This window comes from Sphingomonas sp. (assembly GCF_036731925.1).
Classification (GTDB): Bacteria; Pseudomonadota; Alphaproteobacteria; order Sphingomonadales; family Sphingomonadaceae; genus Sphingomonas.
The window spans coordinates 1,587,584-1,613,784 of sequence record NZ_DAINDJ010000002.1 but is presented as its reverse complement, the minus strand read 5'-3'; the positions used below and the strand labels follow the sequence as shown (position 1 = coordinate 1,613,784).

The 26,201-nt window shown below is 67.9% G+C and carries 24 protein-coding genes; 7 read left to right on the top strand and 17 right to left on the bottom strand.

The features are described from left to right. Positions 1-76: 76 nt before the first annotated feature. The 5 genes from V7E00_RS17125 to V7E00_RS17105 form a co-directional block, all read right to left on the bottom strand. Complete coding sequence (locus tag V7E00_RS17125; protein ID WP_333573807.1) at positions 77-802, bottom strand: head GIN domain-containing protein; 726 nt, start codon at positions 800-802, stop codon at positions 77-79. A 112-nt stretch (positions 803-914) separates the two neighbouring features. Beyond that, on the bottom strand, positions 915-1,448 hold the full coding sequence (locus V7E00_RS17120) for a CarD family transcriptional regulator (RefSeq protein ID WP_010545041.1): 534 nt from the start codon (positions 1,446-1,448) through the stop codon (positions 915-917). A gap of 259 nt (positions 1,449-1,707) precedes the next feature. Further along, positions 1,708-2,046, bottom strand: a complete 339-nt coding sequence (fdxA, locus tag V7E00_RS17115; RefSeq protein WP_010545040.1) for a ferredoxin FdxA — start codon at positions 2,044-2,046, stop codon at positions 1,708-1,710. A gap of 67 nt (positions 2,047-2,113) precedes the next feature. Beyond that, positions 2,114-2,425 (bottom strand): RNA-binding S4 domain-containing protein, encoded by a 312-nt coding sequence (locus V7E00_RS17110; RefSeq protein ID WP_333573806.1) that lies wholly within the window; start codon positions 2,423-2,425, stop codon positions 2,114-2,116. Continuing rightward, positions 2,418-4,895, bottom strand: a complete 2,478-nt coding sequence (locus V7E00_RS17105) for a helicase-related protein (protein WP_333573805.1) — start codon at positions 4,893-4,895, stop codon at positions 2,418-2,420. Before V7E00_RS17105 ends, V7E00_RS17110 begins: the two co-directional genes overlap by 8 nt. 236 nt (positions 4,896-5,131) lie before the next feature. Between V7E00_RS17105 and V7E00_RS17100 the strand changes: the two genes are divergently transcribed. Further along, a complete protein-coding gene (locus V7E00_RS17100; protein ID WP_333573804.1) occupies positions 5,132-6,610 on the top strand; it encodes a M23 family metallopeptidase in 1,479 nt (492 codons plus the stop codon). A 144-nt stretch (positions 6,611-6,754) separates the two neighbouring features. Here the strand turns inward: V7E00_RS17100 and V7E00_RS17095 are convergent, their stop codons facing one another. From V7E00_RS17095 to V7E00_RS17065, 7 genes are all read right to left on the bottom strand, one after another. Continuing rightward, positions 6,755-8,428, bottom strand: coding sequence for an ATP-binding protein (locus V7E00_RS17095; RefSeq protein ID WP_333573803.1), 1,674 nt, complete (start codon positions 8,426-8,428; stop codon positions 6,755-6,757). Positions 8,429-8,496: 68 nt separating this feature from the next. Further along, positions 8,497-9,261, bottom strand: a complete 765-nt coding sequence (locus V7E00_RS17090) for a TIGR02186 family protein (RefSeq protein WP_333573802.1) — start codon at positions 9,259-9,261, stop codon at positions 8,497-8,499. After that, positions 9,258-10,172 (bottom strand): sulfite exporter TauE/SafE family protein, encoded by a 915-nt coding sequence (locus V7E00_RS17085; RefSeq protein ID WP_333573801.1) that lies wholly within the window; start codon positions 10,170-10,172, stop codon positions 9,258-9,260. The genes V7E00_RS17090 and V7E00_RS17085 overlap by 4 nt, the downstream gene beginning before the upstream one ends. A gap of 71 nt (positions 10,173-10,243) precedes the next feature. Continuing rightward, complete coding sequence (locus V7E00_RS17080) at positions 10,244-10,921, bottom strand: hypothetical protein (RefSeq protein ID WP_333573800.1); 678 nt, start codon at positions 10,919-10,921, stop codon at positions 10,244-10,246. A gap of 341 nt (positions 10,922-11,262) precedes the next feature. Further along, positions 11,263-12,645 (bottom strand): glycosyl transferase family protein, encoded by a 1,383-nt coding sequence (locus V7E00_RS17075; protein ID WP_333573799.1) that lies wholly within the window; start codon positions 12,643-12,645, stop codon positions 11,263-11,265. Between the two features lie 276 nt (positions 12,646-12,921). Further along, on the bottom strand, positions 12,922-13,443 hold the full coding sequence (locus V7E00_RS17070; RefSeq protein WP_333573798.1) for an RcnB family protein: 522 nt from the start codon (positions 13,441-13,443) through the stop codon (positions 12,922-12,924). Positions 13,444-13,556: 113 nt separating this feature from the next. Then, positions 13,557-14,033, bottom strand: a complete 477-nt coding sequence (locus V7E00_RS17065) for an outer membrane protein assembly factor BamE (RefSeq protein WP_333573797.1) — start codon at positions 14,031-14,033, stop codon at positions 13,557-13,559. A gap of 116 nt (positions 14,034-14,149) precedes the next feature. Between V7E00_RS17065 and V7E00_RS17060 the strand changes: the two genes are divergently transcribed. Together V7E00_RS17060 and V7E00_RS17055 are read left to right on the top strand one after the other, a co-directional pair. Next, a complete protein-coding gene (locus V7E00_RS17060) occupies positions 14,150-14,662 on the top strand; it encodes a ubiquinol-cytochrome C chaperone family protein (RefSeq protein WP_333573796.1) in 513 nt (170 codons plus the stop codon). Continuing rightward, complete coding sequence (locus V7E00_RS17055; protein WP_333573795.1) at positions 14,659-15,186, top strand: YceD family protein; 528 nt, start codon at positions 14,659-14,661, stop codon at positions 15,184-15,186. The genes V7E00_RS17060 and V7E00_RS17055 overlap by 4 nt, the downstream gene beginning before the upstream one ends. Here the strand turns inward: V7E00_RS17055 and V7E00_RS17050 are convergent. Both V7E00_RS17050 and V7E00_RS17045 read right to left on the bottom strand, forming a co-directional pair. Continuing rightward, on the bottom strand, positions 15,143-15,640 hold the full coding sequence (locus V7E00_RS17050; RefSeq protein WP_333573794.1) for a hypothetical protein: 498 nt from the start codon (positions 15,638-15,640) through the stop codon (positions 15,143-15,145). The genes V7E00_RS17055 and V7E00_RS17050 overlap by 44 nt on opposite strands. Before the next feature lie 40 nt (positions 15,641-15,680). After that, positions 15,681-16,334, bottom strand: coding sequence for a TetR/AcrR family transcriptional regulator (locus V7E00_RS17045; protein ID WP_333573793.1), 654 nt, complete (start codon positions 16,332-16,334; stop codon positions 15,681-15,683). Positions 16,335-16,443: 109 nt separating this feature from the next. Here V7E00_RS17045 and V7E00_RS17040 point away from each other — a divergent pair, with 109 nt between their 5' ends. The 3 genes from V7E00_RS17040 to V7E00_RS17030 all read left to right on the top strand — a co-directional run bounded on the left by V7E00_RS17040 (position 16,444) and on the right by V7E00_RS17030 (position 20,427). Then, positions 16,444-18,771: a TonB-dependent receptor gene (locus V7E00_RS17040; RefSeq protein WP_333573792.1), complete on the top strand. Its 2,328-nt coding sequence runs from the start codon at positions 16,444-16,446 to the stop codon at positions 18,769-18,771. Between the two features lie 118 nt (positions 18,772-18,889). Then, positions 18,890-20,143, top strand: a complete 1,254-nt coding sequence (locus V7E00_RS17035; protein ID WP_333573791.1) for a spinster family MFS transporter — start codon at positions 18,890-18,892, stop codon at positions 20,141-20,143. Between the two features lie 44 nt (positions 20,144-20,187). Beyond that, entirely contained in the window at positions 20,188-20,427 is a 240-nt protein-coding gene (locus V7E00_RS17030) for a hypothetical protein (protein WP_333573790.1), read from the top strand. On the opposite strand, the gene V7E00_RS17025 is transcribed toward V7E00_RS17030, so the two are convergent. The 3 genes from V7E00_RS17025 to V7E00_RS17015 all read right to left on the bottom strand — a co-directional run bounded on the left by V7E00_RS17025 (position 20,428) and on the right by V7E00_RS17015 (position 25,159). Then, positions 20,428-21,996: a peptide chain release factor 3 gene (locus V7E00_RS17025; RefSeq protein ID WP_333573789.1), complete on the bottom strand. Its 1,569-nt coding sequence runs from the start codon at positions 21,994-21,996 to the stop codon at positions 20,428-20,430. Between the two features lie 88 nt (positions 21,997-22,084). Further along, complete coding sequence (locus V7E00_RS17020) at positions 22,085-22,948, bottom strand: aldose 1-epimerase family protein (protein ID WP_333573788.1); 864 nt, start codon at positions 22,946-22,948, stop codon at positions 22,085-22,087. 57 nt (positions 22,949-23,005) lie between these two features. Continuing rightward, entirely contained in the window at positions 23,006-25,159 is a 2,154-nt protein-coding gene (locus V7E00_RS17015; protein WP_333573787.1) for a S8 family peptidase, read from the bottom strand. 379 nt (positions 25,160-25,538) lie between these two features. Here V7E00_RS17015 and V7E00_RS17010 point away from each other — a divergent pair, with 379 nt between their 5' ends. Further along, positions 25,539-26,201, top strand: a complete 663-nt coding sequence (locus V7E00_RS17010; protein WP_333573786.1) for a pyrimidine 5'-nucleotidase — start codon at positions 25,539-25,541, stop codon at positions 26,199-26,201.

The window sequence follows — 26,201 nt, the reverse complement described above, 5'->3', positions numbered from 1 at the left end:
CGCTCGCGATTCATTGCTTCCGCGCCCTTCGGCAGAGGCGCGGCTCGAAATCGCTACATCGAGCCGCTTGCTCCCGTCACGAGCACTTCGCGTCGCCCGACCCGACCTTGCTCACCTTGCACTTGGCGCCGCCGTGGAGTTCGACGTCACCGGAGCCGAGGATCGAGACCGAAGCCGGGCCGCCCACATTGGCGCGCACGCTGCCCGAGCCTGCAATCGAGATGTCGGCGCTCTTGGCGGTGAACTGCTGCCCCTTCAGGTCCCCCGCGCCGGCGACCGAAAGGTCCAGCTTGTCCGCACGTCCTGCCAGCGTGATGTTGCCCGAGCCTGCGATCGACAGCGACGCTTCCTCCGCCGCCATCGCCGAGATGCTGAGGTCGCCCGAGCCTGCGACGACCCCGTCGAACGTGCCGACGGCGCGGTCCACCTGCATCGTTCCCGAACCCGCGACCGCAACGTCGCGCAGCTGCGGCAGGACGATGTGGATCCTGGCCGCGCCGCCCTTGTCCCACATCACCCCGGCCTTGCTCTTGCGGCCGACGTTCAGCGTCTTGCCGTCAAGGCGAATGTCGAGCTGGTCGAGCACGGCGGGATCGCCTTCCGCCTGCACCGAGAAGTTCGGCCCGGTGCGCACGTCGACATCGTCCGAGCCTTTCAGCGCCACGCCGGTGAAGCCGGTCGCGGCGAAGCTGCGGCTGGTGCCGGTGCCGCTGGCGTCGACCTTCGTGCCATTATTGTCGCCCCAGCTCGTATGGCAGGCAGTGGCGAAGGGCAGCAGCGCGAGGACGAGCAACGGACGCATGGTGGATCTCCCGGATCGTGTGTTGCCACCATAATACACAATGCGGTACGAACGAAAAGGGGGCGCGAACCGATGGTTCCGCCCCCTTTCGCGCTTCGACCGGGTTCGCGCCTCAGGCGGGAACCTTGTCCTTGTTGTGGATCGCTGCGGCCTTGCGCAGGATGTCCAGGATCTTCTCCAGCGCCGCCGGCTCGTCGATCTCTTCCATTGCCGCCAGTTCGCGGGCGAGGCGGCTGGCCGCGCCTTCAAAGATCTGGCGCTCGGAATAGCTCTGCTCGGGCTGGTCGTCGGCGCGGAACAGGTCGCGGACCACCTCGGCGATCGACACGAGGTCGCCGGAGTTGATCTTCGCTTCATATTCTTGGGCGCGGCGCGACCACATGGTGCGCTTGACCTTGGGCTTGCCCTTCAGGGTATCCAGAGCTTCCTTGAGCGTCTTGTCACTGGAAAGCTTGCGCATGCCCACGCTCTCGGCCTTGTTGGTCGGCACGCGGAGCGTCATCTTCTCTTTTTCGAAACGCAGGACGTAAAGTTCGAGCTGCATTCCAGCAATTTCCTGCTTTTGCAGCTCGATCACACGGCCCACGCCGTGCTTGGGGTAAACGACATAATCGCCGACATCGAAGGACAGCGCCTTGGCAGCCATGTGCGAGGAACCTTTCGTGAATTACCGGCCCCGGTTGGATTGCGGATCCCGCCCAGGCGCGCGTGGCGCGGCGGACGAGGGAACACGGGGCATACGCTAGCGTCTCCGGGCGAAGGCGAGTCTTTCTGCCTTCGTCCCGCGCTATTTAACACGCTCGTAATAAAATTACCAGTGAAAGGTCACGCGGACGGCGCATAAATCCATGCGCCGTGCACCATTTCGGGCCCGTCGAGGCTGGCGGTACGTGCCGCCCGGAAGGTCAGTCGCCGGAACCGGGGTTCGGCGAGAAATATTTGTCGAACTTGTCGGTCTCGGCCTTCATCGCGTCGGCATCGGCCGGCGCTTCGCCCTTGGTGGTGATGTTGGGCCACTGCTCCGAATAGGTTCGGTTGAGCTCCAGCCACTTTTCCAGGCCGTTCTCGGTATCGGGCAGGATCGCCTCGGCGGGGCACTCAGGCTCGCACACGCCGCAATCGATGCATTCGTTCGGATTGATGACGAGCATGTTCTCGCCCTCATAGAAACAGTCGACCGGACAGACCTCGACACAGTCCATGTACTTGCACCGGATGCATGCGTCGGTGACGACATAGGTCATTGGGAAAACGGTCCTTGGTTGCGAACGATCAATGCGGGGGTCCTGCTATGCGCGGGCGGCGGCCGCGTCAATCGCCGGACATGTCCTGAACGCGAGGATCGGTCACGAGATCCTCGTAGCAGGCCCGCGCCTCGCCCGGAGGCCCACGCCGGATCGGCAGCGCCTCGACCCGCAACACGCGGACCTTGCCCTGGATGGGGAAGGCAAGGATCGCCCCGACCCGGACGGAGGCGGAGGAGCGCTCCACCCGCCGCCCGTCGATCCGCAGCAGCCCCTTTTCGCACAAGGCTTGCGCAGCGCTGCGGGTCTTCACGATCCGCGCATACCACAGGAAGCGATCGAGCCGCATCGCAGGCCCGTGCCCTACCGGCTCAGCCATTGCGAAGCGCCGCCAGCGCCGCAAAGGCATTGCCCGGCGCCACGACCGGCTTGGGCTTGGCGAGGGGGGTCAGTCCCTGCCAGATCCAGCGCTGCACGCCGTCGGCATCCCCCCTTGCGGTGCGGAAGCCCAGCTGCGCCATCAGCCGCGCGATGGTCTCGGGCTTGAGGCCGATCGAGGTGGCGAGCGCCGGATCCGGCGCGAAGGGCTTTCGCCCCTGCCGCGCCTCGTGCGCCGCGCGGGCGATCCGCTCGACCAGATCGACCCGCACTGCCTGCGCACCGAAGGGTCGGAAACCATGGGCTAGATCCGCCCCGTCCATGTCGCGCGGCAGCACCACGGCCGCATCGGGCGGGCCGCCTTCCAGCCGCATCAGCGCGCGGCGGCGGGCGGCGGCGCGCGGCTTGAGCAACGCCGGCGCGAACAGGTCGAGCGTGCCGATCGTCATGCCGATCTTGCGTAGCCGGTGCCGGGCGGGGCCATCCAGCGCCTCGATCATCGCCCCCGCCGCGCGCCTGGGCAGCAGCCCGCCCTGTTCGAGCAGGGCGTTGGCCAGCGCCCGCAGCGGCGCGCCCGCTGCCGCCTCGCGCGTGATCGCATCGAGCTTCGCCAGCACGGGCAGATCGGCCTGCACCCGCTCGGCAAACCAGCGTTCCAGCCGCGCCTGCACCGCCGCCTTGGCCTGGGGGTCCAGCACGTCGAGCGCGCGGTCGAGCTGGACGCGCGGTCGCACCAGGTTCGCACCCGGCTTGAGCAGCGCCACATCGTGCCCGCGCCAGTGGAGCGCGGTGCCGATCTGCGCCAGTTCCGCATCGGGCGCGTCTGCCAGGGCCGATCCGCGCCGGCGATATTCGCCTGCCAACCGCTTTTCGGCGGCGGCGAGCAGCATGCGCTTGTCGCCCGCCCGCGCTTCGGCAGCGACGCTGAAGCGGAAGCCTTCCAGCTTCCCCAGCGGGTGCTCCTCCACACTCACTTCGCCCTCGGGCCCGATCGTGACGGGCAGGTTGGAGGCATCGGCACCGATCTGGCGGAGCAGGACCGTGGTGCGCTTGTCGACGAAGCGCTGGGTAAGGCTGGCGTGGAGCGCGTCGGAGAGCTTTTCCTCGATCGCGCGCGTCCGCTCGGCCCAATGGGCGGGCTGTTCCAGCCAGTCGGCGCGGTGCGCAATATAGGCCCAGCTGCGCGCCGCGGCGATGCGGCCGGCGAGCGTCTCGACATCGCCGCCCATATTGTCGAGCCGCTGGATCTCGTCGGCGAACCATTGGTGCGGCACATGCCCGCGCCCTTCGGACAGATGCCCGAACAGCCGCCCGACGAAGCGCGCATGCGGATCGACGCCGAGCTTGCGGAAATCGGGCAGGCCGCAGGCCGCCCACAGCCGCGCGACCATGCGCGGATGCCGGACACGGTCCCGGACCCAGCTTTCTTCGGACAGCCGCTTGAGCACCGCCAGATCGGTCGCCTGCGGCGCGGCGCGCAACACCTCGGCGTGCGGCTTCCGCTCGAGGCTGCCGATCAGCGCTTCGATGCTGGAAAAATCCGGCTCGCCCTCGCGCCAGTAGAGATGCTCCAGCCTGGGCACCTGGTGACCTTCGATCGCGAGCACTTCCTCCGGCGTGAAGGCACTCGGCCCTTCTTCGTGCAGCGCCCCAAAGGTGCCGTCCTTCTGGTGGCGGCCGGCGCGGCCGGCGATCTGCGCCATCTCGGCGATGGTCAGGCGGCGCTGGCGGCGACCGTCAAACTTGTGGAGCGAGGCGAAGGCGACATGGTGCACGTCCATGTTGAGCCCCATGCCGATCGCGTCGGTGGCAACGAGGTAGTCGACCTCGCCGGCCTGAAACATCGCCACCTGGGCATTGCGCGTGCGCGGGGACAGCGCGCCCATCACCACCGCGGCGCCGCCGCGCAGGCGCCGCAGCGCCTCGGCCACCGCATAGACTTCCTCGGCCGAGAAGGCGACGATCGCCGAGCGGCGCGGCAGCCGGGAAAGCTTCTTGGCGCCGGCATAGCTGAGCGTCGAGAAGCGCGGGCGGCCGACAATCTCCGCCTCGGGCACCAGTGCCTTGAGCATCGGCCGCAGGCTGTCCGATCCCAGGATCATCGTCTCCTCGCGGCCGCGTGCGCGCAGCAACCGATCGGTGAAGACATGGCCGCGCTCCGGATCGGCGCCCAGCTGCGCCTCGTCCAGCGCCACGAACGCCGTCTCGCGCTCCAGCGGCATGCTTTCGGCCGTGCAGCAGAACCAGCGTGCCTTGGGCGGCAGGATCTTCTCCTCGCCGGTGATCAGCGCGACTTCGGTAGGGCCTTTCATGGCCACCACGCGGTCATACACCTCGCGCGCCAGCAGCCGCAGCGGGAAGCCGATCATGCCGCTGGCATGGCCGCACATCCGCTCGACGGCGAGGTGGGTCTTGCCGGTGTTGGTGGGCCCCAGCACTGCCGTGACGGGCGAACGGGCGAACTGGCTCATGTCACGTTCCAAGATCGGCGCACACGCCGCATTAGGCAACTCCTTGCCGCCGCTTTTCCACGACTTCGTGGCGGTTGCGCCCGACCCGGCCATTTCGCCGCGCGCACTGCACGGGTCGGCGTGTGTGGAGTCACCGGGCGGCAAACTTAATTTGACTTTAAGAGCATGATTCCAGAGTGATTCGATGGACGCGCCGCTTCGTGCCGCGCGCAATCGGATCTTAGGGGCAGCACCGCTTGTTCTTTCGCGACGATCATGGCTCGGGCCTTGCCGGCGGTGGCGGTGGCCTGGCGCGCGCGATCCCGACGGTGGTCCCCACGCAGCTCGGCAAGCGGCTGGCGACGCTCGACCTGGTGCCCGATCTCGGCGCCGATATCGGCTCGCCGACCTGGTTTCGCGGCGCTGCGACCTGCGCTGCGCTCTGTGCCGCCACCTGGATGCTGTCCCCCGGCATCAATCGGCCGATCGCCGGCATCGCGCCAGCGCCGCTGACCGGCGAGGCCGAACTGGCCCAGCAGGCGCAAGCGATCGCGCCGCTCGCCAAGGGGTCGCGCACCGGCATGCATGTGGCCGCAACCAGCCTGGTCAAGCCGCTCACGGATACGCCCGAACGCCCCGTCATCGAACATGAGGCCCGGCTCGCTAGCGGCACGATGCTGCGCGGCGTGCTGCAGCGCTCGGGCGTGGGCGAAGCGGATGCCGGGATCGTCGCCAGCCTGGTCTCGGGTGCGATGCCGCTCGGCCAGATCCAGCGCAACACCGTGCTCGAAATGACGTTGGGCCGCCGCGTCGACAAATCGCAGCCGCGCCCGCTCGAGAAGCTCGCCTTCCGCGCTGCCTTCGATCGCCGGATCGAAGTCGTGCGCAAGGGTGCGGCGCTGGCGATCACGTCGATTCCCATCGCCATCGACCATACGCCACTGCGGGTGCAGGGGCTGATCGGATCGAGCCTCTACCGCTCGGCCCGCGCCGCCGGCGCGCCGGCCAAGGCGGTGGAGACTTTCCTGCGCACGCTGGGCAGCCGCGTCTCCGTGTCGAAGCTGGGATCGTCGTGCAAGTTCGACCTGATCCTCGGCCAGGCGCGTGCCGCCACCGGCGAGGTCCAGTACGGGCAGCTGATGTATGCCGGCGTCACCGACTGCGCGAACGGCGTCCAGCTCGCCCCCTGGGAGAGCGACGGCAAAACCGAATGGTTCGATGTCAGCGGCACCGGCAGCAAGACCGGCATGATGACGATGCCGGTCAATGGGCGCTTCTCCTCCGCCTTCGGCATGCGGATGCACCCGATCCTGGGCTTCACCCGGATGCACAAGGGTATCGACATCGCCGCACCCTATGGCTCGCCCGTCTATGCCGCGGTGGACGGCGTGGTGCGCGTCGCGGGCGGCGCCTCGGGCTATGGCAACCTCGTGCGGATCGACCATGGCGGCGGTTTCGCCACCGGCTATGCGCATCTGAGCAAGGTGATGGTCCGCCCCGGCCAATCGGTGCGCAAGGGCCAGCAGATCGGCCGCAGCGGCAATTCGGGCCTCTCGACCGGCCCGCACCTGCATTTCGAGACGACGCGCAACGGCCAGGCAGTCAATCCGCGCGCGGTATCCTTCGTTTCGGTCCGCCGCCTGACCGGCGGGGCGCTGGGCGCTTTCCAGGCGAAGCTGCACGGACTGATGGCGGTGCCCGTCGGCCATGGGGCGCAGAAGGAAGCGGCGGAGTAAGCTACTCCGAGGGCAATAAACCCTGCGTCATTCCCGCGAAGGCGGGGATCCATTCGCCGTGCCGTCGCAGCAAGAACCGCAAGGACTCAGCCAATGGATTCCCGCCTTCGCGGGAATGACGGTGGTCGGGAGGAAGCGGGTGTCCTACCGCCCCTGCGACCGCCAGCGGCGGATGGTCCGCTCCAGCATCGCCTCTTCGCCGCCGACCTCGCGCCAAAGCTCGGAGAAGAGCGGGTCGTCCGAGGCCGGTCGCTTGGCGGGCTCCAGATCGTCGAACAGCAGCCGCACCGGTGTCGCCACGCCTTCGCCCACCGCGATGCACTCGCGGTTGCGCAGTGCCGGGATCGCATCGAGGAACCCTCGCGCGCCCTCCGGCATCGCGGCACGCACGAAGGCCTGGTCGCGCTCGTTGTTGAGCCGCATCGAGAGGATGGTGCCGCATTGCGAGAGCACCCCTTCGGCCAGATCCGAGGGCCGCTGGGTGATCAGCCCGAGCGATACGCCGTATTTGCGCCCTTCCTTGGCGATGCGGCTGAGGATCCGCCCCACCGACGAGCCGTCGGCATTGCGCTCGTTGGGCACATAGCGATGCGCCTCCTCGCAAACGAGCAGCACCGGCCGCTTCGCTTCACCGCGCGACCAGATCGCGTAATCGAACACCATCCGGCTGAGCACCGCCACCACCACGCTGGTGATCTCGTTCGGCACGCCGGACACGTCGATGATCGATATCGGCTTGCCGTTCCCCGGCAGGCGGAAGATGCGCGACAGGAACGCCGCCATCGTATCCGCCACCAGCATGCCCGAAAACATGAAGGCGTAGCGCGGATCCCCCTTCACCTCGTCGATCTTGCCCTTGAGGCGGAGGTACGGCGCCGTATCGGTCGCCTTGTCCATCTTGCCCATCTCGAGGCTGAGTGCGTTGGTCAGGTCGGAAAGCAGATAGGGGACCGGTGCGTCGACCGTGAGCTTGCCGATCTCTTGCCCGATCCGGTTCTTAGAGCGCGCGGCGAGCAGGCATTTGGCGAGAATGTCGGCATCGATCTGCCGATCGCTGCCCGCGCTGGTGAGGAACACCTCGCAATGTTCCTCGAAATTCATCAGCCAATAGGGCAGCTGGAGGTTCGAGACATCGAACAGCGCGCCATTGTGCTGGAAGGCGGTGCCATATTCCCCGTGCGGATCGATCATCACCACATGGCCCTGCGGCGCCAGCTCGCAGATCCGGTGGAGGATCAGCGCGGCGGAGGTCGACTTGCCGGTGCCGGTAGAGCCCAGCAGCGCGAAATGCTTGCCGAGCATCGCGTCGACATAGAGCGCGGCGCGGATGTCCCTGGCCGGATAGACGGTGCCGATCTCGATGTGCGGGCGATCGTCGGCGGCGTAGATCTGGCGCAGGTCGGCGGTGGTGACCGGGAACACCTCCGCGCCCGGCGTGGGATAGCGGGTCACGCCGCGCCGGAAGCGGTAGAGCTTGCCGGTCAGCTTCTCCTCATCCCCTTCTCCAAGGAAGTCGATCGCGGCAGCCACGCGGTTGCCTGAGGGATCAAGTCGCGCGGTGCGGATGCTGGCGATCAGCCACGCGCTGCCGACGCGGATCTTGACCTGCGCGCCGACCTGCCCGGCATTGGCGAGCGCGGCATCCCCGCTGGTGGCCAGCGCATCAAGTTCGGCAAGGTCGAGCAAGACCTGACCCGATGCACCGGCAATCTCGAACACGGCGCCGATCGCTCGCGCTGCGCCCGGCGACCGCCCGATCGGCAGGCCGCTGCCCGTCGCTTCACTCTCGAACCCACCGACGCGAAACTGGCCTTCCATCGTGCATCCCCCAAAAAGGCGGGAGCGAGCATGCGCGCGGGCGGGTTAAGGTTGCGTGTCCAAGCGCCTCAGAAGCGGCGCCACAGCGCCCCCGCGCCCCATCCGAACAGGAACGAGACCCCCACCGCCACCAGGCCATAGACGATGGCATGCCGATCCGCGCTGGTCGCGACGAAACGCTCAAAGCCAGATTTGCGGATTTCGATCGGCCGTACCGCCGCGGCAAGCACCCGCCCGTCGCGGATCAGGAAGGTCTCGGCGGTGAAGCGCCCCACCGGTACGCGCGCCGGGATGGTGAGCCGCGCGCGGTAGAGCACGCCGCCGGTGATCTCCACCGCGCCCGGCGCCTCGTAGAACAGCCCGTTGCGGCGCTTGAGATCGACGAGGCCGCTGTCGAAGCGCTGCTGGATCTGCGGGGCCGCGCCCGAGGCCGGGGAAAGCTGAAGGCTGTCGAGCCCCAGTTCGTAGATTGCGCGCGTGCGATCGTCGACGAGCCGGCGGATCGGACGGGACGAGGCCATTGCGTAGAAGCTGGGGGCCGAGCGGTAGCGCATCTGCGCGGCGTTGACCCAGATGCCGGCGACCTTCGACTTCTCGCGGACAACCACCGAATCGGTGGGGCCCTTGATCACGACGACGATGTCTGCCGGCCGCTCGCCCTCGCCCGGCGCGCGGCCGCCGGGATAGAGAATCGCGCCGAACAACAGCAGCTCTGCGCCGGTGAAGCTGTAGGCGATCTCGATGTCGCGCTGGGATACGTCCGGCACCAGTTCGGGCTTGGCCTGCCCCATCAGCAGGGGGGCGAGCAGCACGAGCGCCCCGGCCCGTCTCATGCCGCGCCCACCGAATAGATCTCGTCCGGCCGCCAGGCGAGGCCGAGCAGCATCCGCGCCGCCACCAGCAGCACGATCACGGCGAGCAACAGCCGCAGATATTCGGGCTTGGCCTTTGCCGCAAAGCGCGCACCGAGCTGTGCGCCGATCACCGACCCCAGCAGCAGCAGGATTGCCAGGACGATGTCGACGGCCTTGGTAGTCGTCGCATGGACCATCGTCGCCACCGCCGTGGTGAACAGCGTCTGGAACAGCGAGGTGCCGACCACCGTCTGCGTACCCATGCCGAGGATGTAGAGCATCGCCGGCACCAGAATGAAGCCGCCGCCCACGCCCAGCAGCATCGTCAGCACGCCGACGAACACGCCGAGCAGCAGCGGTGCCAGCGGGGAGATGTAGAGGCCTGAGGCATAGAAGCGCCAGCGGAAGGGCAGCGCCGCGACCAGCGGATGGTGCCGACGCTTGCGGGCCTTTGGAGGCCGCGCGCCCCGCGACACCCGGATCGCGCCGACCGACTCCTTCGCCATCAGCCCGCCGATCGAGCCCAGCAGCACGACGTACAACACCCCGATCACGACATCGATCTGGCCGCTGGCCTGGAGCAGCTTGAACAGCCAGCCGCCGATCAGGCTGCCAAGGATGCCGCCGGTGACGAGCACCGCGCCCATCTGCACGTCCACGCCCTTGCGGCGGAAATGGGCGAACACGCCGGAGACGCTGGCGCCGGTCACCTGGCTGGCGGCCGAGGCGGCCGCCACCGTAGGGGGGATGCCGTAGAAGATCAGCAGCGGCGTGGTGAGGAAGCCGCCGCCCACGCCGAACATGCCCGAAAGCAGGCCCACGCCGAGCCCCAGCGCCACGATCACGAGCGCGTTGACCGACAGGTTGGCGATGGGAAGGTACAGATCCATGCAGGCCAAGACCTAGCCCGTTTGTGCCGGATCGGGAAAGGGCGAAGGTGCGGTTTCGCACAGCCGCCAAGTCAGAAATCGCTGCCCAGCGTCAGCGCGATACCCGAGCCCGGCCGTGCACGCCCGGCGATTCGCTGGCGCCAGTCGAGCGCAATCCGCGCATGCAGCGCACCCGCCGGCAGCCGGGCGACCACCGTCGGCCCGATATCGAGCCGCTCGGCGCCGCGCTGGGCCGCCCCCCAGACGCCGAAGCCGATCGCCGGTTCGGCAGCCCGTGCCAGCGGCGCAGCGCGTGTCAGCCGCAGCGCGCCATCGGCATAGGGCTCGGGCCGGTTGCGCAGGATCATGCCGGCCTGACCATAGGCCTCGAGCCGGAATCCAGCGATTCCGTGGTCCACCCCCGCCACCACGCCGACACCCGTACCGCCCGGCCCGCCGTCCAGCCCGAACCTTCGTTCGACCGCGAGCCGAAGCGGCGCGGCGAACGGTCGCCACTCCAGTCCCAGCGCGGCCTCCGCGCCAGCCCCCCGCATCGGCCCGGCGACACGACCGAATGCCGCGAGCTTCCCCCTGGAGCCCAGCGCACGGACCAGGCGGACGCCATATTGGCTGCCGCCGAGTTGCCCTGCCGCCGGTGCCGCGCCGATGCCTTGGCCCGGTCGAAGAGCTAGCCAGGCGCTGCCGCTCCATCGCCGGCGGGGGGCGGAACGGGCCGGCTGCGGCGGCAGCACGGCATCGGCTGTTGGCATCGATGCCGCGCCTGCACCCTCCGTCTGCCCGGTCGAGGGCACAGGCTCGGCCCGAGGCCATGGCAGCGGGCTCCGTGAAAGGCCGGGTGCGAGCGACCCTCCCCGTCCTCGCTCGGCGAGAAGCGTTGAGGCGGCGGCAAGCGTCACCCGGATCGTCGCGCCGCGGACGGCGGGCTGCGGGACGAAGCTGCTGCTGGAAGCCGCGGCGTTGCGCAGCGGCAGCGGGACTCGGCCCGGTGGCACCCCGGATCCCACCGGCCATAGCGTCACAAGCCGGAGCCCGACCCAGCCCAGCCCTACCGCACCAACGAACCGCAGCGGACGGCCTCGACCGGCGCCGCTCATGCTGTTGCCAGACTTGAGTCGGTCAGCGATCCAGGAAATTGATGCGCGGTCTTGTCCCAGCGCAGCGGCCCGCCGGCGAGCAGACGGATATAGATCCACAGCGCGCGCCGCGCCGCGAGCAGGGCGATATAAGTGGCCACTACCATGCGCGGCCCCGCCCAGCGCCCTTCACGCCAGCCGTACAGCTGCGTCACGAGTGCCGTGCGCATGACCAGCCGCCACGCCAGCAACAGCAGGTTGAAGCCAACGACTTCCTGCAGCCTTGCGTCCAGCACCGGAGACGGCACCCCGAGGCTCCAGTGGCAGAGCAGCGACAAGCCCCAGCCCAGAAGCGCGGCATAGGCGATGGCGAGCACCGGCATCGACAGTGCCACCCGCCGATCGCGCATCCGCATCCAGTGATCCCCCAGATCCCAGCACCGCCCCCAGCCCGTGCGATCCCACCCGGCAAGCGCGATTCCTGCCATCCAGCGCGCCTTCTGCCGCACCGCTGCCTGCACGGTCGCCGGGAAATAGGCCCGCACGGCCACCGGTGCGCCCCCCGGCGCTTCGGGCACGCGCACAAAGGCGCTCCGCGCGCCCATCGCGCGCAAGCGCAGGCCGAGCTCGTAATCCTCGGTGAGGCTGGTCGCATCGAACGGTGCGCCGCGCGCCCTGGCGATCTGCCGCAGGACATCGCAGCGGATGGCGCAACCGACGCCGGCAAGCGGCAGACTCGCCCCCAGCATCTGCCGCACCAGCAGCGTTGCGCCGTGCGACTGCGCGAATTCGTCGAGATAATGGCCGGAGACCAGTCGCGACCCCGGTTGGCACAGCGGTGTCACCGGCAGCTGCACCGCGGCGTGCGTATCGATCCAGCGGGCATAGACCGCGAGTTCCTGCGGATGCACCACGTCCTCCGCATCGTGGAGCACGATCGCGGTGAAGGCCTCGCCCTCCGCGGCTTGGTCCCGCTCCAGCGCCGCCCAGAGCGCATTCAGGCAATCGGCCTTGGTGGTGGGGCCGGGACGTGGGCCGATGACGAGCCGTACCCGCGGGTCTGCGGCCGCCACGCGGCCCACCACGGCGATCGTGGCGGGGTCATTGGGGTAGGTCCCGACATAGATACGGTAGGAGCCCGTGCCCCAACGGGCAAGCATCGCGCGCAGCATCGCGCCGATCACCGGCGACTCGTCCCAAGCAGGCACAAAAACGGCAAAACGATGCGCACCAGCATCGATCGATTCGGCAGACAATCCTCGCCGCCGATGCCGTTCATCCGTACAATAGCAGAGAAAAAGCAGATCGATGAGGAAATCGTCTGCGCCGCCCAGCGCGAGGAAGACTGCGGCGAATAGTGTCAGCTCGCGCACCATGGCGTCTACAATGCTCAGGTTCATCAGCATTCCCCCCCGGGTGATGCATCCGATTCGGACAGCCGCATGCTTGCTAGGGAATGAAGCCAAGGCAACCCGAACAATTCAGGAACCTGAAGAATTGCGGCGCAAAGCCCGGTAGGCAGGGCATTTTCCTGCCAAACGATTGCGCCGATACGGATGTAATTTCCGTGGAACCGCGGCCGAGATCTGGCGTTCTCCGCACGCAACAGTTCCTTTGGATAACCCGCAACCTGAAGCGGCCGCACCGACATTGTCGATGCGGCCGCTTTTTTTTGCTTACCAGTAAAAGCCCGGCACTGTCCGGATCACGGTGCCGCGACGGGTGTCGACAAGCAGCACATCGTTATAATGGCGCACCCACGCCTGGTAGAGGCCGGGGCGCGGCAGGTGGTACCGCCAAGGGTCACCGATCACGTAGCGCGGGCCATAATAGACGGTCCCGATGCGCGCGCCCGGCTGGAAGCGATAATAGCGGAACGGCGCGCGCCAGTCGCCCCGGCTGTAAAGCCCTCGGTTACGGTCGCGCCAGCTGCGCCAGTCATTGTCTGCCCAGCGCCGGTCACGGTCGCGCAGGTCCTCGCGATATTCCCGGTGCGCCTCGCGCAGATCGCGGCGTTCCTCGCGGATGCGGCGGGGGTCGCCCAACCACTGGGCGCGGCGCAGATCATGCTCGGCAGCGCGAATGTCGCGGCGATCCTGGCGCAGCTCGGCGCGAGACTGCGCCATCGCGCTTGCCGGCACCACCAGCGCAGGCGCCGCGATCGCCGTCAACAACGCGATGGGAACGAGCTTCTTCATAGTGCTTCTCCATCCTGATCGAACCCGCCGGTCCGAAGGCCGGCTTGGCAGGTTCTATGAAGAAGCGCTGCTGAACGTTGCGAAAACGGTTCGGTCAGCCGAATGACAGGCAGTTACGGGCCGGTGTTGCCGCCGCCACCGGCGCCCGCGCCCGGCGCGCCGACCGTGCCGATGTTGCCGAACAGATCCGAGAAGAAGCTGCGGCGGCGGCCCAGCGTCGGCGTGGTCTTGCCATAGGGATCGATCGATGCGGCGAGTTCGACGCCGGTCTGGTCGATCGCGGCGACATTGCCCGCCTGGTCGAACCGGATGCGCAGCGTGGTCTGCGTCTTCACCTTCGGGTTGCGGAAAGCGAAGTTGCTGCTGTCGCGCGCGACATAGAACCATTCGCCTTCGTTGAACTGGCTGGTGAAGCTGGGATGGCCGAGCGTCTGCAGCACCGAGTCGCGCGTATCCACGCCCGGCTGCACCGAGGCGACCAGGTCATGATCGACAACATAGCCCTGATGCGTCCGCACCGGCGTACAGGCGGTGGTGCCGAGCACGACCAACAACGCGGCGGTGCCGAGCGTGCGAACGGGAAGCGACATCAGGTTCTCCAGGCAAACACATGCGACCCCCGCATTGCATCGCGGGCCGAAGGCCTCAATATGCGGCAAAATGCGGCCAAACAAGGTCGCGACAGCGGAAGGCACGAACAACGGCGATGCGAATGCTCCAGCGGCTCTTCGGCCGGCCCGATCGCGGCACCGCGCCGCAGCTCTATGCGGGCGTGGTGGCACGCGGCCGGGCGCCGCACTGGTACACCGAGGGCGCGGTGCCGGATACGGTGGACGGCCGGTTCGACATGATCGCGGCCGTGCTCTGCATGGTGCTGTTGCGGCTGGAGGAAGAGCCGGCCGGCATTCCCGTCAGCACCGCGGTGGCAGAATGCTTCATCGACGATATGGACGGGCAGCTGCGTGAGATCGGCATCGGCGACATCATCGTCGGCAAGCATGTCGGCCGGATGATGGGCATGCTGGGCGGCCGGCTTGGTGCCTATCGCAGCGGACTGGCCGAGCGCGACCTCGGCCCGGCGCTGGTCCGCAATGTCTATCGCGGCGCGGCACCTTCGCCCGCCGCGCTCACCCATGTCGAGGCGCGGCTTCGCGCCTTTCGCGATGCGCTGGCGGCACTGCCGACCGCGCGTGTAATCGCAGGAGAACTTCCCGAATGACCGACCCCGAATTTTCCCGCCCGCACCGGCTCGACCAGATCGGTGCCGGCGAAAGCGACGTCCGGATCACCGCCGACGAGGGCGAGCGCGCCGCGCTCAGCCGGCGCTTCGGCCTCAAGACGATCGAGACGCTCGACGCCGTCTACCACCTCCGCCGCGACGCGCAGGGCGTGGTGGCGCGCGGACATCTCTCCGCGCGGCTGACCCAGGCCTGCGTCGTCACCGGCGATCCGCTGCCGGCGAAGGTGGAGCAGGATTTCGCGATTCGCTTCGTGCCCGAACCCACCACCACCGGCGAGGACGAGGTGGAGCTGACCGAGGACGAGTGCGATACCGTCTTCTACAGCGGCGGCACCGTCGATCTGGGCGAGGCCGCCGCCGAGACGATGGCGCTGGAGCTGGATCCCTATCCGCGCAGCCCCCGCGCTGCCGATGTGCTGCGCGCTGCTGGGGTCAAGAGCGAGGACGAAGCGGCGCCGGTCAACGCGCTCGCCGGCCTGAAGGATCTGCTCGCGAAGAAGTGAGTCGCGACGGGCGGGTGGCCAGCAGGCCGCCCGCCACCAGCAGCCCGATCGCGAGCACCACCAGCGATCCCGCAGCGAACGATCCGCCGGTCACGACGAAATGGCCGATCGGCGTGCGCCAGTCCTGCTGGCCGGCCCAATAAGGCAGTACCAGAAGGCCCCGCAGAACGAAGAGCCCGGCGAGCCCCGCCAGCGCCGCGCGGTGCAGTGCGCTGCGCACCGGCGCCCAGCACAAGGCGGCCAGCCCCGCCAGCGCGGCTGCAATGAGCAGCGTCCCGATCAGTGCCAGCCAGGTTCCTGCGACCCGCGACGCAACCACCGAAGGCGGCGCGCCAAGCCAGGCCATCCATGCCGGCCCACCCCAATAGGCGAGGAGATGGACCGCCGCGCCGAAGACCAGGCCCAGGCACGCCAATCGGAACGCCAGGCGTGCGGGATCTTGTGTATTACTCATATAGTACAGGCTAGGTCGCTCCGGGCAGTATTGCAACCGCTCAGCGATCGGTGCCGATGCCTCGCGCCAGCAGTTGCGCGACCACGTCCGCGATGGCTTCGGGCGGCGTGCCTTCGTCCCACACGCTGTAGCGCAGGCCGAGAAACACGTTCATCCCCATGATCGCCCAGGCATGGATCTCCCCCACATCGTCACGCACCTCGCCGCGCTCGGCGGCGGCGCGCAGGCGGGCGGCGATGCGCTCGGCGGTGCTGGCATAATGGTGGCGGAAGCTTGCCGGATCGACGAACTCCGCCTCGTCGACGATGCGGTAGATTTCCTTGTGCGTGCGCGCGAAGCGGATGAAGGCAAGCAGCGCCGCCCGCTCGGCATCGATCTGGTCGCGCGCGCCGCGCAGCGCCGGGCCGACATGCTCGCGCACCTGCTCGCTCATGTCGCGAACCAGGGCGCGGAACACCGCGTCCTTCGAATCGAAATAGGTGTAGAAACTGCCGAGCGCCACGCCCGCGCGCCGCGTGATCCCGCTGATCGAGCCTTCGTGAAACCCCTTCTCGCCAAACTCGGCGGCGGCGGCATCGAGGATGGCGCGCAGGGTCCGCCGTCCGCGCTCGGTACGCGGCACCTTGGCATCGCCCGCCGCGCCCTCGCCTTCCGCGCGGGAAGTGGCCGAACTGCCACGCTCCTCCGCCTTCATCCGCCTCCCCTTTCAATCCCAAGTTGAAACCCGGTTCAGGTTTCAGTATAGCTTCCCGCAACGGCTTACAACCCGCGTTCAAGATGGGTTGCACCAGGGGAGGATTACCATGTCACGGCACGATTCCGTTCGTATCGTCCTGCTTGCGAGCGCCGCTTTGCTCGCCGCCACGCCCGCCTTCGCGCAGGACAGCGAAGCCGGCCAGACCGCCGAAGCCGCGCAGGCGCAGGACGGCGAGATCATCGTCACCGCCCGCCGCCGCGCCGAAAGCCTGATCGACGTGCCGATCGCCGTCACCGCGATCAGCGGGGCGCAGCTGAACGCGGCAGGCGCGCTCGACATTACCGACATTGCCCAGTCGGCGCCCAACGTTTCACTGGAGGTGTCGCGCGGCACCAACAACACGCTTTCCGCCTTCATCCGCGGCGTCGGCCAGCAGGATCCGGTCGCCGGGTTCGAGGCGGGCGTCGGCCTCTATCTCGACGATGTCTACCTCAACCGCCCACAGGCAGCGGTGCTCGACATCTACGACGTCGAGCGGATCGAAGTGCTGCGCGGGCCTCAGGGCACGCTCTATGGCCGCAACACGATCGGCGGCGCGGTGAAATATGTCACCAAGCGCATCGGCAGCGGCCCCCAGCTGCAGGTGCGCGGCACCTATGGCACGTACAACCAGGCCGATCTGGTGGTGAGCGGCAGCGCGCCCATCGGCGACACCGGCCTGAAGGTGAGCGCCGCCGGCGCGCGGCTGAGCCGCGGCGGCTTCGGCACCAACCTCACCACCGGCCAGGACAATTACAACAAGGATCTTTGGGCCGCGCGCGGCACGGTGGAGTATGAGCCCAGCAGCAGCACCTTCTTCCGCATCTCCGGCGACTATACGCACGACAAGAGCAACACCCGCGGCGGCCACCGGCTGATCCCGGGCATCGTCAGCGGCACGCCGGTGCTGACGGACAAATTCGACTCGCGAGGCGGCCTGGTCAACCCTCGGCAGGACGTGAAGGCCTGGGGGATCACCGGTCTGGCCGAGCTGCGCCCGACGGACTGGCTGACCTTCCGGTCGATCACCGCCTATCGCAAGGACGACAGCGCGACGCCGATCGATTTCGACGCGCTGGCGGCGGTGCAGGTCGACGTGCCGGCCTTCTACAACAACAAGCAGTTCAGCCAGGAAGCGCAGCTGCTGGTGGATACCGGCGGCCTTTCCGGCCTGCTCGGCGTCTATTATCTTGATGCCAAGGCCAAGACCGTGTTCGACGTCCGCCTGCCCGGGGGCGTGACCGCGCTCACCTTCGGCGACGTGAAGACCGATACGGTCGCCGTATTCGGCGACTTCACCTACGATCTGACGCCGATGTTCAGCATCTCGGCAGGCGGCCGCTATACCTGGGACCAGCGTCAGTCGCGCGTGCTGCGCCAGACCTTCCTGGGGGGCGGTTCGCCCACCTTCGGCGGGACCGGCGTGCTCGCAGCCACCACCTCCGACTTCCGGGGCAGTGCCGACTTCAAGAAGTTCACGCCGCGCGCCTCGGTCAGCTTCAAGCCGAGCAAGGATCATACCCTTTATGCAAGCTGGGCCAAGGGCTTCAAGGGCGGCGGCTTCGATCCGCGCGGGCAGACCAGCGCGTGCCGCACCTCCAGCGGCACGGCCTGCACGCCCGCCCAGATATATGATTTCATGTCGTTCGACCCGGAGAACGTCACCAGCTACGAGCTCGGCTACAAGGCATCGCTGTTCGACCGCCGGCTGAGCTTCGCGCTGGCTGCCTTCCATGCCGATTACACCGACGTGCAGGTACCAGGCTCGATCGGCACGACGATCAACGGCCAGCAGACCTTTATCGGCATCACCACCAATGCCGGCAAGGCGCGGATGCGCGGCGTCGAGTTCGAGGGCAATCTGATCGCAGCGCGGGATCTGGTAGCACCTGGCGGCACGCTCAACCTCAACTGGTCGGTTGGCTATCTCGATGCGCGCTACCAGCGCTTCATTGATTCGCGCGGGGTCGATGTGGCGAATCGCCGCCGTATCCAGAACACGCCGGATTGGACCGCGAGCGGCACCATCGGCTATTCGGTGCCGGTGGGTGACGAAGGCCAGGTTGCGGCGAGCTTCACTGCGTCCTATCGCAGCGCCTCGCAGCAATTCGAGCTGCGCACGCCGATGCTCGACCAGCCGGGCTTCACGCTGTTCGATGCGAATCTGAACTGGGACATCAACAAGAAGCTGTCCGTGGGCGTCCATGGCCGCAACCTGTTCGACAAGCGCTACATCGTCTCGGGCTACAATTTCCTCCTGCAGAACCAGGATACGGGCGACTTCGTGCGCACGCCGGCGGGCGCCTATGTCCCGACGCTTGGGACCGAGGGCGTGTTGACCGGATATTACGGCAACCCGCGCCAGGTGTTCGTTACGGGCACGGTGAAGTTTTAACCGTTCAACCAATCCTTCGTCATCCCCGACTTCGCAGGGATGACGAAGGTTGGCGTCGGCGGCCCTCCCAGTAAGAGTGACGGCCTGTAATCTCGACTATTCCCGGCGAGGAGCCACCATGCCGCCCAGCCCCATTCGTTCTGCCAACCCGCGCGGCCTCGTCCTCGCGATGCTGCTGCTCGTCTATATCTTCAACTTCCTTGATCGGCAGATCCTCTCCATTCTCGCGCAGCCGGTGAAAGCGGACCTGGGGCTGGATGACGGGCAGCTGGGCATGCTGGGCGGCTTCGCCTTCGCGCTGCTCTATTCCACGCTCGCCATTCCGCTGGCGATGCTGGCCGACCGCACCAGCCGCAGCTGGGTGATCGCCGTTTCGCTCGGCGTCTGGAGCGCCTTTACCGCGCTTTGCGGCACCGCGCACACCTTCACGACAATGTTCCTGTACAGGCTCGGCGTCGGCGTCGGCGAAGCTGGCGGCGTTGCGCCCAGCTACGCGTTGATTGCGGATGCCTATCCGGCCGAGCGCCGGTCGCGCGCGCTGTCGACCTACTCGCTGGGCATCCCGCTTGGCTCGGCGGGCGGCGCGCTGCTCGGCGGCTATATCGCGCAGACGGTGGAATGGCGCACCGCCTTTCTCGTCGTCGGGCTGCTCGGACTGGTGATCGCGGTGCCGTTCAAGCTGCTCGTCCGCGATCCGCCGCGCGTGGCGCCGGCGAAGGACGCCATTCCCTTGTTCCACGTGTTCGGCATTCTCGCTGCAAAGCCGAGCTTCTGGCTGCTCGCCTTTGGCGCGGCGGCGGGGTCGATGTGCGGCTACGGCGTGGCGTTCTGGCTGCCGAGCCTGATCCTGCGCAGCTTCCAGCTCAACCTCGCGCAAGTCGGCCAGTTTTTCGGCGGCCTCGCACTCACCGGCGGCGTCGCGGGCGTCCTGCTCGGCGGATGGCTGGGCGATCGGCTGGGCCAGCGCGACCGCAAATGGTACGCGCTGGCGCCGGCCATCTGCTATGTCCTCGGCCTGCCGCTGTTCGTGGCGGGCGTGCTGGCGCAGAGCTGGCAGGCGGCGTTCCTGCTGTTCCTCGTGCCGCAGGCGCTGGTCTATGTCTGGCTTGGCCCTGTGCTCACCGCCATCCAGCACCTCGTGCCGCCACAGATGCGCGCCACCGCCTCGGCCTCGTTCCTGCTGATCAACAATCTGATCGGCCTCGGCCTCGGAAGCTGGGTGATCGGCCTGCTCTCCAAGCAGCTGACGCCCGCATACGGCGCCGCCGACGGGCTGCGCTACGCGATCGCGGCGGGGCTTGGCCTCTACCTCGTCGCCGGCATCCTGATGGCGCTGGCGAGCCGGCGGCTGGCGGCGGACTGGGTCGAATAGCGGCGCGATTCCCGCTTCGGCATAGTTACTTCTATAATAACCACATGAGCTATACCCCGACCGACCTCGTCAAAGCCGAGAAGAATGTGGTGCTCGCCGAGCGTCACATTGCCGCCCAGCAGGAAGTCCTCGCCATGATGCGTGCCGCCGGCACGGACACCACCGGCGCCGAGGAACTGCTCGCCAAGTTCGAGGCAGATCTCGGCCGCGCCGAGCGCATCCGCGACTGGATCGCCAGCGGCCTGGGCGAGCGCGGCCGCGAGCAGCAGCGCGCAGCGGCCTGATTACCGCTCGCGCGTCGCCGCGAACTTCACCTTGTTGTAGCGCTCGGCGATATAGCCGACTTCCCAGGCCGACTTGGCCAGGAAGACGGGATTGCCGTCGCGATCCTTGGCGAGCGCACCGCGGTTGAGATCGAGGAATTCCTTGAGCGCGGCGGGATCGTCCGACGAAATCCAGCGCGCGGTGTCATAGGGCGAAGGCTCGAGCACCGCGCCGACCTTGTATTCCGCATCGAGCCGGCTGAGCAGCACGTCGAGCTGCAGCTGGCCCACCACGCCGATGATCCAGTTCGACCCGATCTCGGGATAGAAGACCTGGATCACGCCCTCCTCCGAGAGATCGTCCAGCGCCTTGCGGAGCTGCTTGGTTTTGGTCGGGTCCTTGAGCTGTACGCGGCGCAGGATTTCCGGCGCGAAGTTGGGCAGCCCGGTGAAGCGCACCCCCGCCCGCTCGGACAGCGTGTCGCCCACCCGCAGCGTGCCGTGGTTGGGGATGCCGATGATGTCGCCCGGAAAGGCCTCGTCCGCCAGTTCGCGCTCGCGGGCGAAGAACAGGATCGGCGAGTGGATCGCGATCGGCTTGCCATGGCCGGTCGGCGTCAGCTTCATGCCGCGCTTGAACGTGCCCGAGACCAGCCGCATGAACGCGATGCGGTCGCGGTGGTTGGGGTCCATATTGGCCTGGACCTTGAACACGAAGCCGGTCACCTCGTCGCGCGTCGGCTCCACCGGCGCCGGCTCGGCGGGCAATGCATGCGGCGGGGGCGCGAACTCGGCAATGGCGGCGATCAGCGAATCCACGCCGAACTCCTTCAGCGCCGAGCCGAAATAGACCGGGGTCATGTCGCCGTTGCGATAGGCCTCGCCGTCGAATTCGGCATAGCCTGCCTGGGCGAGCTCGACATCCTCGCGCAGCTTGGCGAGATTGTCGGCGGAGAGGATCGCATCGAGCTGCGGATCGTCGAGCCCGGTCGTCTGGATCACCTTGCCGTGGAATTCGCGGGCATCGCCCTCGGGGAGCAGCAGGCGCTTGGTGGCGAGGTCGTAAATGCCCTCGAAGGTGCCGCCCATGCCCACCGGCCAGGTCATCGGCACCACGTCGAGCTGGAGCAGCTCGGCCACTTCGTCCAGCGTCGCGAACACCTCGCGGCCCTCGCGATCCACCTTATTGACGAAGGTAATGATCGGCACGTTGCGCAGCCGGCACACCTCGAACAGCTTGCGGGTCTGGCTTTCGATGCCCTTGGCCACGTCGATCACCATCACCGCCGAATCCACTGCGGTCAGCGTGCGGTACGTGTCTTCCGAGAAGTCCTCGTGGCCCGGGGTGTCGAGCAGGTTGAAGGTGATGCCCTCGCGCTCGAACGTCATCACCGAGCTGGTGACCGAGATGCCGCGCTGCTGTTCGATCTTCATCCAGTCCGAACGGGCACGGCGCGCAGCCCCGCGCGCCTTCACTTCGCCGGCAAGGTGGATCGCACCGCCGAACAGCAGCAGCTTTTCGGTGAGCGTGGTCTTGCCCGCGTCCGGGTGCGAGATGATGGCGAACGTACGACGATCGGAGGGGGACATGCGGGTGCTCCGAACGGGAGGGAGAATCGCGACGCCTTAGTCGGTGGCGGGATTTTTATCCAGCAGCGAGTGGGCGCGTCGATGTCCCTCAGTCGACCAGCGTCACGTCCATCGCGAAGCGCCGCGTCTCACCCGGCGCAATCCGCTGGATGCCCGGCTTGTCCCAGATCTCGCCGTCAAAGCCCGCCGGATCGGCCATGCCCCACCAGGGCTCGACGCAGACGAAGCGTGCGCCGGGCTTGCTCCAGATGCCGAGCAGGCCGGTGTCCGGAAAGCGTATGCGCAGCTGCGGCCCGTCCTCGGCACCGTACCGCAGGCCGCGGCTGGCAAGCTGGTCCCAGATCAGCGCATCGGCGGTGAACAGATCGTCGGAGAGCGACAGCTTCTGTCCTTCCACCGGGCTGGCTCGGCGGTCCGGCGCGATCCCGCCCGCGCCAATGTAGCGCAGCGAAGAAAATTCCGGCGCGTCGAACAGGATGCGGTGGTCGGCACGCGCGCGGCCATAGGGCAGCGGCCAGGCGAAGGCGGGGTGGAAGCCGAAGCTGGCGGGCATGTCGCGGGTGTCGCGGTTGGTGACCGCGATCTCGATCCACAGCGTCGTCTCTTCCAGCCGATAGGTGGCATCGAGCGCGAACGCGAAGGGATAGACGGCGCGGGTCTCGGCATCGTCCTGCAGTCGGAAGGTCGCCCGATCCGGGCCTTGTTCGATCAGGACGAAATCGCGGCGCCGGGCGAAGCCATGCTGCGGCAGGCTATAGTCCTTGCCGTCCAGCCGGTAGCGATCGCCCACCAGCCGCCCGACGATCGGAAACAGCAACGGCGCCCGGCCCGACCAGAAGGCGGGATCGCCGTCGGTCATCAGTTCGCGTCCCGCAGGATCGCGCAGCGAGGAGAGCTCGGCCCCGTGCGGATTGATCGCGGCGGTCAGCCGCGCGCTGGCGATCTCGATCATACCGTCTCCCCTGGCAGTACGCCTGCCCTACAGGCGCACCGCCGCCAGGGGAAGCGGTCAGAAGCCCCAGCTCCACCGCACCGCACCGCCCAGGTCCCCCGGCATCGCGGCGATGTTGCCCGGCTGGCGGCGCAGGAACAGGTTGCTGCTCACATCACCGTCGGCGAAGTGCCAGTGATAGCGGAGTTCATAGTCGATCTCGCGGCCGATGGGGGCCAGGTTGATCCGCTGGCTGCTCCAGCTGGTCACGCTGAGCGTTTCGTAATCCCAGCCCTGCGGCAGGGTGAGCCCGATTCCGCCGCGCGCCACCCGCAGCGGCTGCGCAATCCGCAGGCCGATCGAATCGCTGCCGAACAGCCCGTCCTTGCCGATGTCCGCCGCCCAGGCATTGGTGCGGATCAGGCCCCCGCCCCGGATGCCCTCGCGCAATCGCACGTTCGTCCAGCCTTGGCGGAGCGAGCCACCCAGGCTCAGGCCAAGACCTAGATCCCAGCGCAGTCCCAGGTCGGCGAACAGGCTCGTCGCCCGTGCGGCGCCGAGGCCGGCGCTGAACCGTGCGCCCAGCACCGTATTGTCCTCCGACAGGCGGGTGACGCCGACGCTCGCATTGAACCCGCCGAAGCGCCGGTCCACTGCGATGGTGCTGCGGTCATAGCCGAAGCGCAGCCACCGCGCCTGCAGCGCCGCTGCATCGCCTGTGCGCCGGCTGAGCACATCGCCGACCTCACTGGCGAGGGTCACGCCCCAGCGGCCGATCGCCTGGCGCACCGCTGCCGAACCGCCGACATCGGCATCGAAGCCGGCGTTGCCCAGCGGATCGCGCGCGATCAGGAAGGCGGGATCGTCGCGGCCCGCCAGCTGCGCGGTCAGCACATTGCCGCTCTGCGAGGCGCCGAAGGCGAACTGCGCGGTCGATCCGAGCCGACCGCTGACGGTGGTCGCCAGCAGGCGAGCGACACCGGCGTCGCGGCTGGTGATGCCCAGCGGCTCGATTCGCACCGAATCGACCGCAGGAACAAGCGAGACAGCCACCCGCATCTGATCGCCGCCCACGGAGAAGCTGCGGTCCCGCGTTGCCATCAGCGCCGGCAAATTGCGCGAGAGGCCCTGGCGCTGGAAGCTGTGGTTGATCGTGGTCGCATAGGCGCGGCCGAACGAGTCGAGCGCAGCCATGCCGAGTGCACCCTGGCTCGCATCGCCCATCGGGCCGCTGAGCGTGCCGTTGATCGTCGGTGAGATCACCGCACTGGTGCCGGCGACGGACATGGTGCCGACCGGCTGGAACGCCCGGGCAAGATCGAGCACGCCGCGGCCGTAGATCGGGTCCACGCCCGAATCGCCTACGTCCCGCGCGGTGGCATAGAGCAGGTCGACGATCTGCTTGCCGGTCAGATTCGGAAAGGCCTGCGCGAGCAGCGCGATCGCGCCGGTGATCTGCGGCGCCGAAAAGGAGGTGCCGGACCAGATATAGGCCGTGTTGTTGGCATCCGGCGCACGCACACCCTCGCCCACCGCTGCCAGATAGACCGCAGCCGAGCTGCCGGCACGATTGGAGAAGCTGGAGATGACGTCGCTCGAATTCACCGATCCGGCGATGATCACCAGCCCGCGCGAAATGGCCGCATTGGTGGCAGCGCTGGTGAAGGCGTCCGGATTGGCCGCGCCGTCGTTTCCGGCGGAGATCACCACGATCACCCCCGCCGCCGTGGCGCGGTCGATCGCCGAGGCCAAGGACGTGGAGGCGGAATCGCCGCCAAGCGAGATGTTGACCACGCGCGCGCCGGCCTGCCGCGCCCGGTCCAGGCCCTGCGCGATGGCGCTGTCGGCAAACTTGCAGGTGCTTGTGTCGGTGCCGTTGCAGCTGCCCGGCTGGTCGGCACGCTCGACAACGAGCTGCGCGTTGAACGCCACGCCGTGCGTGCCCACATCGTTGCGCCGGCCGGCGATGGTGAACGCCACCGCCGTGCCGTGCCCGCCGACATCGTCCACCGTCCCGTTGCCGCCCGGATCGCTCGAGCTTGCAAGAATCCGGCAGGTGCCGACGCCGAGCCCGCCCGAACAGTCGCCGAACTCGGCGCTCTGCAGGTCGATGCCCGAATCGATCACGCCGACCTTGATGCCGCTGCCGGTCGCCCCCTTGCTGTAAGCCACCAGCGCCTTCATCGACACCGCGCCCGCCGTGTTGCGGTATTCGGCGGTATCGTAATTCACGGTGGAGACCGGCGCAGGCGTCGGTGTCGGGCTCGGCGCGGGGACCGGTGTGGGTGTGGGTGTGGGTGCTGGAGTCGGGGCGGGAGTCGGAGTTGGGGTGGGCGCAGGTGCCGGCAGCTGAGCGGGCGCAGGCGTTGTCGCAACACCACCACCGCCACCGCCGCTGCAGGCCCCCAGCGCCACGAGGCCGCCCAGCGCGGCCGTGTGCATCCATCCTACCCGCAACGCCACTCGCATACCTACACCCTTGTCCCGGAACGGATTCATCTAAGCACGAAGTGGTTTCCTTTGGGTTTACCAGCGGGCGCGGAGAGTCCGCAGGGCGGCCCGGTCGCTCTGCGCTTGCGGCGGCGGGGGCCACCTCCTACACGCCGCGGCGATGCTCGCTTCGCTCTCGCACGTCCGCAACTGGATCTTCGATCTGGACAACACGCTCTATCCTGCGAGCGCCAATCTGTTCACGATGATCGACGCGCGGATCGGGGAATATGTGCAGCGACTGCTCCATTGCTCGCCGGAAGAGGCGCACAAGGTGCAGAAGGCCTATTTCCACGCCCACGGCGCGACGCTGTACGGCCTGATCCAGGAACACGGCACCGATCCGCACGACTATCTCGACTATGTCCACGACGTCGACATGGGCGTGCTGGAAGCGAACGAGGCGCTGGTGGAGGCGCTGGCGCGTCTCCCCGGCCGCAAGCTGATCTTCACCAACGGCGACGCGCCCTATGCGCAGAAGGTGCTCGACCGGCTCGGCCTGGGCGAGACCTTCGAGGCGATCCACGACATCCACGCCACCAGCTACCGCCCCAAGCCCGAGCCCTCCGCCTATCAGGGCCTGTGCGACGCCTATGGCCTGGACCCGCGCGAATCGCTGTTCGTCGAGGACATGGCGCGCAACCTGGGCCCGGCCAAGGCGATCGGCATGACCACCGTCTGGATCGACAATGGCTCCGAACAGGCGCCCGACGCCGATCGCAGCTTCATCGATTACACCATCACCGATCTCGGAGCCTGGCTCCACAGCATCTTGGAGAGCTGA